Source organism: Pseudonocardia sp. Ae150A_Ps1, from assembly GCF_001932315.1.
Taxonomy (GTDB): domain Bacteria; phylum Actinomycetota; class Actinomycetes; order Mycobacteriales; family Pseudonocardiaceae; genus Pseudonocardia.
The window spans coordinates 5,908,725-5,922,150 of record NZ_MCIJ01000001.1; the positions used below are offsets into that span (position 1 = coordinate 5,908,725).

At 72.5% G+C, this 13,426-nt stretch carries 10 protein-coding genes, 1 other RNA gene and 1 pseudogene; 7 read left to right on the forward strand and 5 right to left on the reverse strand.

Annotated elements, in window-relative coordinates; all coding sequences use genetic code 11:
• Positions 1-21: 21 nt before the first annotated feature.
• Positions 22-1,501 (reverse strand): annotated as a pseudogene (locus Ae150APs1_RS27835) (aldehyde dehydrogenase).
• 151 nt (positions 1,502-1,652) lie between these two features.
• On the opposite strand from Ae150APs1_RS27835, the gene Ae150APs1_RS27840 reads away from it, so the two are divergent.
• Positions 1,653-2,741, forward strand: coding sequence for an AraC family transcriptional regulator (locus Ae150APs1_RS27840; protein ID WP_083680564.1), 1,089 nt, complete (start codon positions 1,653-1,655; stop codon positions 2,739-2,741).
• Here Ae150APs1_RS27840 and Ae150APs1_RS27845 read toward each other — a convergent pair.
• Positions 2,738-3,226 (reverse strand): flavin reductase family protein, encoded by a 489-nt coding sequence (locus Ae150APs1_RS27845; RefSeq protein ID WP_010227190.1) that lies wholly within the window; start codon positions 3,224-3,226, stop codon positions 2,738-2,740. The genes Ae150APs1_RS27840 and Ae150APs1_RS27845 overlap by 4 nt on opposite strands.
• Positions 3,227-3,351: 125 nt before the next feature.
• On the opposite strand from Ae150APs1_RS27845, the gene Ae150APs1_RS27850 reads away from it, so the two are divergent.
• Positions 3,352-4,797, forward strand: a complete 1,446-nt coding sequence (locus Ae150APs1_RS27850) for a protein adenylyltransferase SelO (RefSeq protein ID WP_075301274.1) — start codon at positions 3,352-3,354, stop codon at positions 4,795-4,797.
• Between the two features lie 10 nt (positions 4,798-4,807).
• Here the strand turns inward: Ae150APs1_RS27850 and Ae150APs1_RS27855 are convergent, their stop codons facing one another.
• Complete coding sequence (locus Ae150APs1_RS27855) at positions 4,808-5,437, reverse strand: helix-turn-helix domain-containing protein (RefSeq protein ID WP_075301276.1); 630 nt, start codon at positions 5,435-5,437, stop codon at positions 4,808-4,810.
• A 63-nt stretch (positions 5,438-5,500) separates the two neighbouring features.
• Between Ae150APs1_RS27855 and Ae150APs1_RS27860 the strand changes: the two genes are divergently transcribed.
• A complete protein-coding gene (locus Ae150APs1_RS27860; protein WP_075301278.1) occupies positions 5,501-6,799 on the forward strand; it encodes an FAD-dependent monooxygenase in 1,299 nt (432 codons plus the stop codon).
• Here Ae150APs1_RS27860 and Ae150APs1_RS27865 read toward each other — a convergent pair.
• Positions 6,781-8,406, reverse strand: a complete 1,626-nt coding sequence (locus Ae150APs1_RS27865) for an AMP-binding protein (protein WP_075301280.1) — start codon at positions 8,404-8,406, stop codon at positions 6,781-6,783. The genes Ae150APs1_RS27860 and Ae150APs1_RS27865 overlap by 19 nt on opposite strands.
• Entirely contained in the window at positions 8,403-10,001 is a 1,599-nt protein-coding gene (locus Ae150APs1_RS27870) for an AMP-binding protein (RefSeq protein ID WP_075301282.1), read from the reverse strand. Before Ae150APs1_RS27870 ends, Ae150APs1_RS27865 begins: the two co-directional genes overlap by 4 nt.
• A 110-nt stretch (positions 10,002-10,111) precedes the next feature.
• Between Ae150APs1_RS27870 and Ae150APs1_RS27875 the strand changes: the two genes are divergently transcribed.
• The 4 genes from Ae150APs1_RS27875 to Ae150APs1_RS27890 all read left to right on the forward strand — a co-directional run bounded on the left by Ae150APs1_RS27875 (position 10,112) and on the right by Ae150APs1_RS27890 (position 13,299).
• Positions 10,112-10,762 (forward strand): TetR/AcrR family transcriptional regulator, encoded by a 651-nt coding sequence (locus Ae150APs1_RS27875; protein WP_170918145.1) that lies wholly within the window; start codon positions 10,112-10,114, stop codon positions 10,760-10,762.
• A complete protein-coding gene (locus Ae150APs1_RS27880) occupies positions 10,759-11,559 on the forward strand; it encodes a crotonase/enoyl-CoA hydratase family protein (protein WP_075301286.1) in 801 nt (266 codons plus the stop codon). Before Ae150APs1_RS27875 ends, Ae150APs1_RS27880 begins: the two co-directional genes overlap by 4 nt.
• 56 nt (positions 11,560-11,615) lie before the next feature.
• Positions 11,616-12,024: RNase P RNA component class A (gene rnpB / locus Ae150APs1_RS27885), an RNA gene on the forward strand.
• Between the two features lie 126 nt (positions 12,025-12,150).
• Entirely contained in the window at positions 12,151-13,299 is a 1,149-nt protein-coding gene (locus Ae150APs1_RS27890; protein ID WP_075301288.1) for a hypothetical protein, read from the forward strand.
• Positions 13,300-13,426 lie beyond the last annotated feature (127 nt).

Sequence of the window (13,426 nt, forward strand, 5' to 3'; positions counted from 1 at the left end):
GTGTGCAGGGGAGGGAGCTCGTCAGCCGAGCTGGAAGGGGTCGCGGGTGCCGCCGGTCAGCTCGACGAACACGGACTTGTTCTCCGTGTACTCGTGGACCGCCTCGACGCCGTTCTCGCGGCCGATTCCGCTGGCACCGAACCCGCCGAAGGGCATGTTCGGGGCGATCACGCGGTAGGCGTTGATCCACACCGTGCCGGCACGGAGCCTGGCCGCGACCCGGTGCGCGCGGTGCACGTCCTTGGTCCACACGGCTCCGGCCAGGCCGTAGGGGGTGTCGTTGGCCAGCGCGAGGGCCTCGTCCTCGTCGGTGAAGGTGTAGGCCGCCAGCACCGGGCCGAACACCTCCTCGCGGACGACGGTGTTCTCCGGTGTCACACCGGTGACCACGGTCGGCCGCACGAACAGCCCGCCGCGTTCCGCGTCCGGCCCGCCTCCGCAGGCGAAGGTGGCGCCCTCGTCGGCGGCGCCCCGCAGGTAGCCGAGCACCTTCTCGTACTGGGGGCGGTTGGCGACCGGCCCCATCTCGGTCGCGGCGTCGGTGGGATCACCGAGCACGATCGCGTCGGCCCGCTCGGCGACCTTCTCGACCAGCGCGTCGTGGACGTCGGCGTGGACGATCAGGCGGGACCCGGCCATGCAGGTCTGGCCGGTGGCCGCGAACACGCCGGCGACCAGGCCGTTCGCGGCGGCGTCGAGGTCGGCGTCCGGGAACACGACCTGCGGGGACTTGCCGCCCAGCTCCAGGGTGACCCGGTTGACGTTGCGGGCTGCCGCCTCGGCGACCTTGACGCCGGTGCCGGTGGATCCGGTGAAGGCGACCTTGTCGATCCCCGGGTGGTTCGCCAGCGCCTCGCCGCAGGCGCGGTCCCAGCCGGTCACGACGTTCAGCACACCGGCCGGCAGCCCGGCCTCGTGCAGCACCTCGGCGAACGCGACGGTCGAGGCGGGGGAGTGCTCGGACGGCTTGACCACCATCGTGCAGCCGGCCGCGAGCGCGGGGGCCCAGCTTGAAGGTGAGCAGCAGCAGCGGGGAGTTCCACGGGGTGATCGCGCCGACCACCCCGACCAGCTCCCGGAGGGTGTAGCCGAAGTAGTTCGGGTTCACCGGCGGGACGGTCCGGCCCTCGATCTTGTCGGCCAGCCCCGAGAAGTAGTAGTACCACTGCGGCAGGCTCTGGAGCTGCCCGCGCATCTCGCGCAGCAGCTTCCCGGAGTCGTTCACCTCCAGGCGGGCCAGCCGCTCGGCGTTCGCCGCGATCGCGTCGCCGCACCGGCGCAGGACCGCGGCCCTGGCGAAGCCCGTCATGGCGCCCCACTCCCCGTCCAGTGCCGCCCGCGCCGCCGCGACCGCCTCGTCGACGTCGTCCGGGCCGCCGTCGGCGAGCTGCGCCCACGGCGCTCCGGTGTACGGGTTCTGCGACTCGAACGTGCGTCCCGACCGCGCGCCGACGGACTTCCCGCCGACGAACAGCCCGAACTCGTCCAGGGATGTCGTCATCGACCTCTCCTCACGGGTCCCGGTGATCTCGATGCGGCAGGACGCTAGGGAGCGCCGGCGTGGGGTCGATATCCGCGGACGGCGGCCGCCGAGCCGATCCGTGCACACCGCGACGGCGCAGCGCGGTCCGGCGGAACGGCGCACTCAGCGGATGGCGGACCGCGCGCAACGGCTGGTAGCCGGTGTGGCGCCGGACCTAGACTGCGCGCAGGACGCGACGGCACGAGGAGGTGTCGAGACGGATGCAGTCCCGCCCCGGCCCCGGGCCCGCACCCGGGAGCGCACTGCTGACCCGGTCCTCGGCACCCACAGCCTGGAACACGCCCGCGAGGCGGTCGCCCGGGTCTACCTCGAGCACGACCTCACCGCGCCGGACGACCGGGTCGCGATGACCCTGAACGCCACCACCGACCGCGTGTTCACGGTCGGCTACCTGACCTACGAGTCCCCGGCGAAGCTGGTCATGCCACCGACCGAGGACAACTACCACGTCAACCTCACGATCGCGGGCCACACCGCCGCCCAGCGCAGCGACGGCGAGCGGGCCTGTACGGCGGCGCGGGCGTCGGGCGTGGTGCTGCTGCCCGACCGCACCAACACCGTCCGCTGGTCCCCGGACGCCGAGCAGCTGATCCTGAAGATCCCGCGCACGAGCCTGGAGATCCACCTGAGCGAGCAGCTCAACCGTCCGGTGCACGAGATCGTCGACTTCGACTACGGGATCGACCTGACGACACCGGCGGGGCGGACCCTCCTCGCGTCGGTCGAGTTCCTGGCCCGTGAGCTCGACCGGCCCGGCGGTCTGGCCGACATGCCAGTCGCGCGGGAGCAGCTCGAGGCGTTCGTGATGACGCAGCTGCTGCACGCCGGGCGGCACCGGTACACCGACGCGCTCGCGGCCCCCGCCGACCCCGTCCGGTCCGGGCGGCTCGGGCCGGTCGTCGAGTACATGGAGCAGCACGCCGACACCCCGCTCACCCCGCAGGAGCTGGCCCGGGTCGGCTGCATGAGCGTGCGCACGCTGCACTCGGCGTTCCAGCAGGAGCTGGGCGAGTCGCCGATGGGGCACCTCCGCCGGATCCGGCTGGACCGGGTGCGGGCGGAGCTGCTGCGCTGCGACCCCGCGACGGTGCGGGTCACCGACGTGGCCCTGCGGTGGGGCTTCTTCCACCAGAGCCGGTTCGCCCAGCAGTACCGGGACCGGTTCGGCGAGCTCCCGCGGGACACCCTGCGCGGCTAGCTCCCCGCGATCCCGTAGCCGCCCCGGTGGAACAGCAGCGGCCGCCGGTCCGGGTCCGCGTCGAGCGCGCCCACCCGGCCGACGACGATCGTGTGGTCGCCGCCGGGGAACTCGTCGTCGAGGGTGCAGTCGATCCAGGCGGCGACGCCGTCGAGGAGCGGGGCCCCGGACGGTGCGCACGTCCAGGAGACACCGGCGAACTTGTCGGTCCCGGAACGGGCGAACGCGGAGCTGAGCCCGTCGTGCTCCTCGGCGAGGACGTTCACGCAGAACCGGCCGGCCTCCCGGATCCGCGGCCAGGTCGACGACGTCCGCGCCGGGGAGAAGGAGACCAGCGGCGGGTCCAGGGACAGCGAACCGAAGGACTGGCAGGTGAAGCCGGCCGGGCCGTCGGGGGTGATCGCCGTGACGACCACGAGGCCGGACGCGAAGTGGCCCAGCACGGTACGCATGCGGGCAGGGTCGATGACGGCACCGTCGCTCATGGAGCCGACGTTAGGAGGCGGTAGCGGTGGCCGATATCCGCGGACGGTGGCCCGGCAGCCGCACAGTGAAGAGGTGCACGCGCCGGCGCGCGGCCGATCCCGCCGGGTGCTCGTAGCCTGGGGGCATGACGGCAGCCACGGAGATCGCGTTCGAGAACACCTTCGTCCGCGACCTGGAGGGCCTGTACCTCGCCTGGAACGCGGCGCCCGCCCCGGACCCGCGGGCGGTGCTGGTCAACGACGCGCTGGCCCGCGAGCTGGGGCTCGACCCGGACGTCCTGCGCACGGACGCCGGGCTCGGGCTGCTCACCGGCACCTCGGTCCCGGAATCCGCGACGACGGTCGCCCAGGCCTACGCCGGCCACCAGTTCGGCAACTACTCGCCGCGGCTCGGCGACGGCCGCGCGCTGCTGCTCGGCGAGCTCGTCACCCCGGACGGGCAGCGCCGCGACCTGCACCTCAAGGGCTCCGGGCGGACGCCGTTCGCCCGCGGCGGCGACGGCCGGGCTCCGCTCGGGCCGATGCTGCGCGAGTACCTGGTGTCGGAGGCGATGCACGCGCTCGGCGTGCCCTCCACCCGGTCGCTCGCCGTCGTCGCGACCGGTGAGCACGTGATGCGCGACCGCGGGCCCGAGCCCGGTGCGGTCCTGGCCCTGACGGCGTCGAGCCACCTGCGGGTCGGCACGTTCCAGTTCGCCGCGGCCACCGGCGAGGTCGACGTCCTGCGCCGGCTCGCCGACCACGCGATCGCCCGGCACCACCCGTCCGTCGCCGGGACCGAGGCCCCCTACCTGGAGCTCTACCGCCGCGTCGTCGACGCGCAGGCCCGGCTCGTCGCGCAGTGGATGCACCTCGGGTTCGTGCACGGCGTCATGAACACCGACAACATGACGATCTCCGGGGAGACGATCGACTACGGCCCCTGCGCGTTCCTCGACGCGCACGACCCGGCGGCCGTCTACAGCTCGATCGACTCCGGCGGCCGCTACGCCTACGGCAACCAGCCCGGCGTCGCCCAGTGGAACCTGGCCCGCTTCGGCGAGTCGCTGATCCCGCTGCTCGACGACGACCAGGACGAGGCGATCCGGCAGGCCACCGAGGTCCTGCAGAGCTTCGCCGACCGTTACCACGACGCCCGCGACCGCGGGTACGCGGCGAAGATCGGGCTGCCCGCTCCCGGCCCGCTGCTGACCGACCTCGCCGCGCTCCTGGCCGAGGAGAAGCCGGACCACACGCTCTTCTTCCGGCGGCTGGGCGCCGCGGCCCGCGGCGACGAGGGCCCGCTCCGCGAGCTCTTCGACGACCCGTCGGCCCCGTCGGCCTGGCTGGAGTCCTGGCGGGCAGCCGGTCCCGACCCGGACGCGATGGACCGGGTCAACCCGGTCTACGTCCCCCGCAACCACCTCGTCGAGGCGGCGCTGGAGGCGGCCGTGCGCGACGACGACCTCGAGCCGTTGCAGTGGCTGCTGCAGGTGCTCGCCCACCCGTTCGACGAGCGCGAGGGCTACGAGCGGTTCGCGCAGCCGGCCGGCCCGGACGCCCCGCGGTTCGTCACGTTCTGCGGGACGTGACGCCGGCGGTTCAGGCGAGCAGCGACGCCGTCGTCACCCGGGTGAGCCAGTCCCGGTAGGCGACGGCGCTCCAGCCCCGCAGCCCCAGCAGGCGCCGGTAGGACGCGCCGTCGTTCAGCGTCCAGCAGACGTCGGCGGCCGTGTCGGGGGACAGGTCCGGGCGCAGACCACCGAGCGAGTCCAGGTGCGCGGCGAAGGCCCGTGCGCCGTCGAGCCGCTCCCGTTCGCCGCGCGCCCGCAGGGCCCCGACCTCGGGATCGGTGTCGGCCGCGGCGTCCACCACCGCTGCCAGCGCGGCCACCCGTCCCTGCACGTCGACGACCATGTCCGCCCACAATCGGACGGCCTCGGCCGGGGCGGTGCACGCGACGATCCGCCGGACCATCGGACGGTCGGCCATCGGGACGGGCTCGTCGTCGCCGACGAGCGTGTGGTCGACGGCGAGCGCCAGCAGCGCCGGCTTGCCACCGGCGGCGTTCACGACGGTCCGGCGGCTGACCCCGGCCGCGGCGGCGACGGCGTCGAGCGTCGTGGCGGCGTAGCCGTCCCGGACGAACAGCCCGGCGGCCGCGGCCACGACCGACCGGCGGGTCGCGCGCGCCTGCTCGTCGCGCAGCGCGGACCGGTAGCTCCGGGCCACTGGACACCTCCCACGATCAGGTGCACTCTCAGTGCACTGAAATCTACCCGACCGGAGGCCGGCATGCGCGTGGGGATCATCGGGGCGGGTCCGGCCGGGTTGTTCCTCGGGGCCGCGCTCGCCCGGCGGGGGCACGCCGTCGTCGCCGTCGACCGGGACGGCGGACCGGCGCCGGACGGCAGCTGGGACCGGCGCGGCGTCATGCAGTTCCACCATCCGCACGGGGTGCGCGCGCAGGTCGGGGAGGCGCTGCAGGCGGAGCTGCCGGAGGCGTACCGGGCGTGCCTCGACGCCGGCGCCGAGCCGCTGACCTTCGTCCTGCCGGACGGCACGACCATGACCGGCGGGATGCGTGCGCGCCGGGAGACGTTCGAGCGGGCGCTGCGGTCGGTCGCCGTCCGGGAGCCCGGGTTCACGGTGCGGCAGGGCCACGTCGACGCCGTGCTGGTCGACGGCGGGCGGGCCCGCGGGCTCGTCGTCGACCGCGTTCCGGTGCCGTTCGACCTGGTGGTCGACGCGTCCGGGCGGGCGGGCCGGGTGACCCGCGGGCACGCCGGGCCGCCCGCGCTCGCCGGGGACACGGGCGCCGCGTACGTCAGCAGGCAGTACCGCCTGCACCCGGGCGCCGAGCCCGGCCCGATGGTCAACCCGCTGGCCTGGCAGGCCGACCTCGACGGGTACCAGGTGATCGTCTTCCGGCACGAGCAGGGGATCTTCTCGGTGCTGGTCGTGCGCCCCGCCGGGACACTGCACGGGCTCCGGCACGACGCCGCCTTCGACGCCGCCTGCCGCGCGATCCCCGGGCTCTCCGACTGGACCGACCCGGACCGGTCCGCCCCGATCACCCCGGTGCTGCCCGGGGGGCGGCTGCACAACCAGTACCGCGTCCAGCCCGGCATCGCCGGGCTGGTGCTGGTCGGCGACGCCGTCTGCACCACCACGCCGATGTTCGGCCGTGGCCTCGCGACGACGATGATGCAGGCCGTCGAGCTCCTGCGGACGATCGACGAGGACGGCGGGACCGACGGCTTCGGTGCGTGGTGCGACGCGGAGATGCGCCCCTGGGTGGAGGACCACGTGCGCGCCGACGACGGCGCCCGCCGGCTCTGGGCGGGGGAGGACCTCGACCTGACAGGCCCGCTCGCGACGCCGTTCGTCCTGGCCGCCGCCCAGGTCGAACCCCGGATCGGCGAGGTGGCGGGGCCGTTCCTCGGGATGCGGGTGGGGCCGTCCGCCCTGGACGACGTCGAACCGCTGGCCCGCGCCGTCTACGAGTCGGGGTGGCGGCCGCCGCCGGCGGAGGGGCCGACCCGCGACGAGCTGGGCGCGATCCTGGCCGGGGCTCAGCCCGAGCCGGTGTGATAGCCGAGGATCGTGCTTCCTGCGAGCTCCCCGAGGTCGAGATCGTCGATCGCCCGGTCCCGCAGCCGGTACTTCTGGATCTTCCCGGTCGCCGTCATCGGGAACTCGTCGACGAAGAACACGTGCCGTGGCACCTTGTACCCGGCCAGCCGCTCCCTGCAGTGCGCGACGACGGCGTCCGCGTCGGGAGCCTCGCCCGGCCGGACCTCGACGTAGGCGCAGCCGACCTCGCCGAGCCGCGCGTCCGGCACACCGACGACGTGGACCTGGACGACGCCGTCGAGCGACCCGATCACGTTCTCGATCTCGGCGGGGAAGGTGTTGGTACCGCCGACGATGAACATGTCCTTGAGCCGGCCGGTGATCATCAGGTTGCCGTCGGGCCGCATCCGGCCCAGGTCACCGGTCCGGAACCACCCGTCGTCGCGGAACGTCTCGGGATCGGCGATGCCGTGGTAGCCCGGGGTGACCCGGTGCCCACGGACCCAGATCTCGCCGTCGGTCCCGGTCGACGCCCGTTCGGCGGTCGCCGGGTCGACGACGGCGACCTCGTAGTCGTCGGCGATCGGGCGCCCGACCGTTCCCAGCAACACCTCGTCCGGGTCGTCGAGGCGGGTCGCGGTCGTGACGCCGGTGGTCTCGGTCATCCCGTACATCGTGAGCAGGTCCATGCCGAGGTGCCGGCGGATCCCGCGGACCAGCTCGGGCGGGATCAGTGCCCCTGCGACGAAACCGACCCGGACCGACGCGGTGTCGACGGCGGCACCCGCCTCCATCGCGGACAGCATCATCACGAAGTGGCTGGGCACCCCGTTCACCACCGTGCACCGCTCCCGGGAGATCTCCTCGAGCGCGCCCTCACCGGTGAAGTGCTCCACACAGACCATCGACGCACCGGTGACCAGGACCGTCATCGTGGACAGGAAGCTGCCACCGACGTGGAAGAACGGGAACTGGGTGAGGATCCGGTCGCCGGCGTGGACGCCCATCACCCCGGCCATGGCGGCGACGTCGGAGAGCGTGGTGTGCGGGTGCCGGGCGCCCTTCGGGAACCCCGTCGTGTCCGAGGTGTAGACGAGGATCAGGTCGTCGGACGGGGTGACCGCGGCGCGCGCCCCGGTGAGGTCCCGGCCGGGGTCGAGGAGATCGGTGTACCGGAGCTCGCCGGGCCCCGGCTCGCCGAGCGTGACGACGTGCCGGAGTGCGGGCAGCTCCGGCATCCGGTCCACCATCGCCCGGAAGTCGATGTCGAGGAACCGGCCCGGGTGCACGAGCAGGACCGCGCCGGACTGCCCGACCAGGTACGCGGCCTCGTCCGCCTTGTAGCGGGTGTTCACCGGGACGGCTGCCGCGCCGAGACTCGCGGCGGCGAGCCAGAGCAGCGTCCACTCGCCGACGTTCGGCAGCCAGATGGCGACGGTGTCGCCCCGCCGCACGCCGAGCCGCTGCATCCCGCCGGCGAGCGCGTCGACCTCGTCGCGGGCCTGCGCCCAGGTCCAGCGACGGTCGCCGTGCACCTGGAAGGGGGTGTCGGGCGTGCCGGCGGCGACCCGGGCCAGCTGGTCGTACACCGTCGGCCCGTAGGCCGGTCCCTGCGCCGCGCTCACGCGAAGTACCCCGCGTGCTTCTCGCGCAGGACGTTCTTCTGGATCTTGCCGGTGGAGGTCTTCGGCAGCTCGTCCAGCACGAGGACGGCCTTCGGGATCTTGTAACCGTCCAGGTGGTCGCGCAGCGCCGTGCGCAGCTCCTCCGGATCGAGATCGGCGCCCGCCACCGGTACGACCACGGCCGTGATCGCCTCGCTCCAGCGTTCGTGCGGCAGTCCGACGACGGCGACCTCCTGGACCCGCGCGTCGGCCGCGTAGAGCGCGCGCTCGACCTCCAGCGAGGCCACGTTCTCGCCACCCGTCTTGATCACGTCCTTGTACCGGTCGTCGAACCAGAGGACGCCGTCGTCGTCGAAGTGCCCGACGTCACCGGAGTGGAACCAGCCGTGCGCGAACGCCGTCGCGGTGGCATCGGGATCGTCGAGATACCCGTTCATGGTCTGCGGCCCGCGGTAGACGATCTCGCCGGACTCCCCGGTACCCAGCAGCCTTCCCGCGGTGTCCATCACCGCCACCTCGGTGTTGACCGTCGGGGTGCCGACGGCGCCCGTGTGCGTGAGCTGGTGCTCCGGCCGGAAGATCGTCGTGACCGGGCCCATCTCGGTCTGGCCGAACATCAGCGAGAAGTCGCACCCGAGGACGTCGATGGCTCTGCGGAGGTCCTCGTCGGGCATCGGCGCCATGCCGTAGACCGCCAGTCGCAACGAGCCGACCTCGCGCTCGGACACCTCCGGGTGCTGCAGCACCGCCCGGTACATCATCGGCAGCCCGAACAGCACGGTCACCGACTCGGACTCGATCGTGTCCAGCAGCCCACCGGCGTCGAAGCCGGGCAGGATCACCATGCAGGCGCCGACCGCGACGGCCGGTGTGCAGAACAGGTTGAGCTGCCCGGTGTGGAACATCGGCATCATGCAGGCGATGCGGTCGTGCTCGGTGAACCGCCACTCGATGGCCAGCGTCAGCGAGTTGACGTGGCACGCGAGGTGGCTGCCCAGCACGCCCTTGGGCTTCGAGGTCGTACCGCTGGTGTAGCGGCACTGCACCGGATCCCGGTCCTCGACCAGGACCTCGGGCGGCTCCGGTGCCCCGGAGGCCAGCAGCTCGTCCAGCCGGCGGACGTCGCGACCGGCCACCGGTCCCGCCGGGCCGTCGCCGAACACGATCACATCGGTCGCCCCCGGCGACTCCTCCAGCGGTTCGGCCGCCGCGGTGAGCAGACCAGCGGCGACCACCATCCCGCGCGCGGCGGAGTGGCCGAGCACGTAGGCGATCTCGCCCGAGCGCCAGCCCAGGTTCACGGGGACGAGGACCACGCCGATCTTGGCGCAGGAGTAGTGGACCACGAGGAACTCGGCGCAGTTCCCGGCCATCAGGGCCAGGCGGTCGCCGCGCCGGTACCCGTCGGCGAGCAGGGCGTTCCCCACGCGGTTCGCCCGCTGCTCCAGGTCGGTCCAGGTCCAGCGACGGTCGCCGTCCACGACGGCCGGCCGGTCCGGATACCGCCGGGCCGTGCGCGTCAGCGCGTCGCCCACGGTGACCCGGGTGATCAGGTTCTCCCGTAGTGCGTCCGTACCGGTCGGTTCCTCGCTCATCCCGCGCCTCCACCACGCCGTAGGGCCATCTGATGGACAGCATTGCAGTCACATGAACGTTGTTCAATCTCTTGCACGCGTGTTATCAATTCCGGGTGGACGGAGCGGTGGTGACCGACGATCCGGCCGGTGCCGCGGAGCGCCGACGGTCGGCCGAGCAGGCGTTCAAGCGGGAGTGGCTGGTCGAGTCGGCACGCGCGGTGTTCGCCCGGGAGGGCATCGCCCGGAGCTCGATGCGGGAGATCGCGAAGAACGCCGGCTACACCGTCGGCGTTCTCTACAACTACTTCCGCAGCAAGGAGGAGCTCTACGCCGAGGTGCTCCGTGGGTCGCTCGCGACGGTCGCCGACCGGATCGCCACGGCGACCGACGGTGCACCGGACGGGCAGCGCGCCGCGGCCGGCCTGCGGGCGATGTACGGCTTCTACCGGGAACGACCCGGCGACTTCGACCTCAGCTCCTGCCTCTTCCAGGGCGCTCGGCCGGTCGGTCTCGACGCCGAGCTGGACGCCCGGCTGAACGCCCTGGTCGAGCGGGTGATGGACGAGCTCGCCGCCGGGCTCGAGGCGGACCGCCTCGCCGTGCCCGGTACGGCGCGCTCGCACGCCGTCCGCGCCAGCTCGGCCGTCTTCGGGGTGATCCTCATGGCCCACACCGGACGGCTCGGGTCGCTGGGGGAGGAGCCGGACACGGTGCTCGACGCAATGGTGGACGACCTCCTCGGCCCGCGGGCCGGGGGTGATGAGGAGACGGCACGATGACGGTACGGGTGGAACGGGACGGCCCGGTCACGACGGTGGTGCTGAGCAGGCCGGAGGCGCGCAACGCGGTCGACACCGAGCACGCACAGGCGCTGGTCGACGCGTTCACGGCGTTCGAGGCGGATCCGGAGCAGTCCGTCGCCGTGCTGTGGGGCGAGGGTGGGACCTTCTGCGCCGGTGGTGATCTCAAGGAGGTCCAGCGCACCGGTGCCGAACTCTGGCTGAGCGACATCGACTTCCCCGACGACGACACCGCCCCGGCTCCGAACGGGCCGATGGGCCCGTCCCGGCTGGAGCTCGGCAAGCCGGTGATCGCGGCAGTCTCCGGTGCCGCCGTCGCGGGCGGGATGGAACTCGCCATGTGGTGCGACATCCGGGTCGCGGAGCAGGACGCGTTCTTCGGCGTCTACTGCCGTCGATGGGGCATCCCCTTCCTGGACGGCGGCACCGTGCGCCTGCCGAGGCTGGTGGGCCAGGGGCGCGCGGCGGAGATCCTCCTGACCGGACGGACCGTCCCGGCGTCCGAGGCACTGTCGATCGGCCTGGCCGAGAAGGTCGTGCCGACCGGCACTGCGCGGGCCGCGGCCGAGGCGCTGGCACAGGAGATAGCCCGCTTCCCGCAGGACTGCGTCCGGGCGGACCTCCAGTCGCTGCACGGCCAGTACGGCAAGCCGGTCAGGCAGGCGCTGCGGGAGGAGTTCGTGAGCGGTCTCGCCGCCATGGCCGACGAAGGGGTCGCCGGAGCCGGACGGTTCGTCGGAGGCCGGGGCCGGCACGGTGACTACGCCCGGATCTGATCGACCCGGCTCGGCGTCGGGCTCCCCGGGCGGGGGTCTAGACTCGTCGGCGCGGACGAGTTGGTCGGGCGACCGCGTCGGGACCTCCGGGTCCCGCCGAGGAAAGTCCGGACTCCACAGGGCAGGGTGGTTGTCAACGGCAACCCGGGGAGACCCGCGGGACAGTGCCACAGAGAACAGACCGCCTCCGGGTCCGCCCGGAGGTAAGGGTGAAACGGTGGTGTAAGAGACCACCAGCATCCCGGGCGACCGGGATGGCTCGGTAAACCCCACCTGGAGCAAGGTCGAGAGGCCGGACGGTCACCCGTGACCGTGCGGCTGCGCAGGCGTTCGAGGGCTGCCCGCCCGAGCCTGCGGGTGGACCGCTGGAGCCTGCCGGCGACGGCAGGCCGAGATGGATGGTCGCCGAACGGAGCACCGCGAGGTGCCCGGGAACAGGATCCGGCTTACAGACCGACTCGTCCGCCCCGCTCTCCCTCATCTGCACCGAGGGAGCGGCGGTCGCGCGCGTCGGAACTGTCGGTGGTGGGTGCTTCACTAGTAGGTGACTGCTCATCGCCTGGGTGGGCAACGGTTCGCCTGGAGGTGCCCGTGGCCATACGCGCCACCGAGGTGAGGTCTGGCAAGGAGATCGATCTCGAACGAGCACACGAGCCGGAGATGGCCGAGCTGCTGTCGGAACTACATCGCAAGACGACCTCGGGCGATCGTCCGATCGATGATCGATTCGTGCTGGAGTGCCGGGAGCACGACCAGCCCGGTCAGCCCTTCCACGGTGCCTGGGTCTACCTCCGTCTTGATCCGTACAAGCGGTGGATCTTGGCCCACTTCGACGCCACCATGGGCGAACACAAGGCGAGCCGCATGACGGACCAGCACCGCTGGCAGCAGGACTACTGGATGCGAGCGGGCTCCGACGCTGGACACGCGGTCGAGCCGGAGAAGCCGATCCCAGGGGCGAAAGTCGATGTACTGATCGAAGGGTCCGTCAAGATCGGCGTCGAAGTCCAGCACAGCGGCATGAGCGAGCAGACCGCGAAGGCGAGAACGTTCAAAGCAGCGCGCAGCGGCATCACGAGGCTTTGGTCGGGCGACAGGCCGGTTGGACCACCGAAGTGGGCTTACCGAGTGCCGACGGTCCTGACTAACGAGCTGCCGCACGGCTTCGCCCCGCGCGGCTCCTGGACCGTCATCAACGGGCTACGGCAGCTGCACGAGTTCAAGTGCGCACGACCCTGGTTCCACGACACCACGGCGCAGGGATTCGGGGGCGTATGCCCCCACACAAGGTGCCCCCGCCCCTGCGGGCAGTGGCACCCGAAGTTCTTCCCCCTCGGTGGTTACAGCGTTGATGACGTGGCAGAGCAAGCGCCAGATGGCGGCCTCGTTCCGATCGAGGTCCCACTCGGCATGAGGCGGATCAAGGCGACGTACATGGTGCGGGCGAGGGACGCCGCACCGTTCGCCGAGATGGCGGCGGGGACATTCATCGACCCGGATCCGGTCGCCCGAGGAGCTAGCGAGCGCGACGTGGTCGGGCCGATCGGCTCATGCACGGCTGACGTCGAGCGTCGGCTGAAAGAGCTGATTCCGCAGCAGCAGAGCCGGATCGACACGCAATATCTGGCACTCGATCACACGAGCGCGTGCAGATACTGCGGCGAACCGCTCCGGGAGGTGGCGGTGCGGCAGGGCATCCGGAATCACCTCCGTTGCTGGCAGGAGTCTGGGCACCCCTAAGCGGGTGCGGGCCGGCGTGGCCGGCCCCGCACGCCGCCGAAGGCGGCGCTCTTGACCCGGAGGGTCACGTGCGCAGCAGGAGCGTCCCGGATCGTCGCAAGCGGGCGGCCGACGAATTCTTGATCAG

Bases quoted from the DNA above. Each gene is read 5' to 3' on its own strand.
- Ae150APs1_RS27850 (WP_075301274.1), top strand. From the start codon at position 3,352: ATGACGGCAGCCACGGAGATCGCGTTCGAGAACACCTTCGTCCGCGAC.
- Ae150APs1_RS27870 (WP_075301282.1), bottom strand. From the start codon at position 10,001: ATGAGCGAGGAACCGACCGGTACGGACGCACTACGGGAGAACCTGATC.
- Ae150APs1_RS27845 (WP_010227190.1), bottom strand. From the start codon at position 3,226: ATGAGCGACGGTGCCGTCATCGACCCTGCCCGCATGCGTACCGTGCTG.
- Ae150APs1_RS27860 (WP_075301278.1), top strand. From the start codon at position 5,501: ATGCGCGTGGGGATCATCGGGGCGGGTCCGGCCGGGTTGTTCCTCGGG.
- Ae150APs1_RS27880 (WP_075301286.1), top strand. From the start codon at position 10,759: ATGACGGTACGGGTGGAACGGGACGGCCCGGTCACGACGGTGGTGCTG.
- Ae150APs1_RS27840 (WP_083680564.1), top strand. From the start codon at position 1,653: ATGGCGGACCGCGCGCAACGGCTGGTAGCCGGTGTGGCGCCGGACCTA.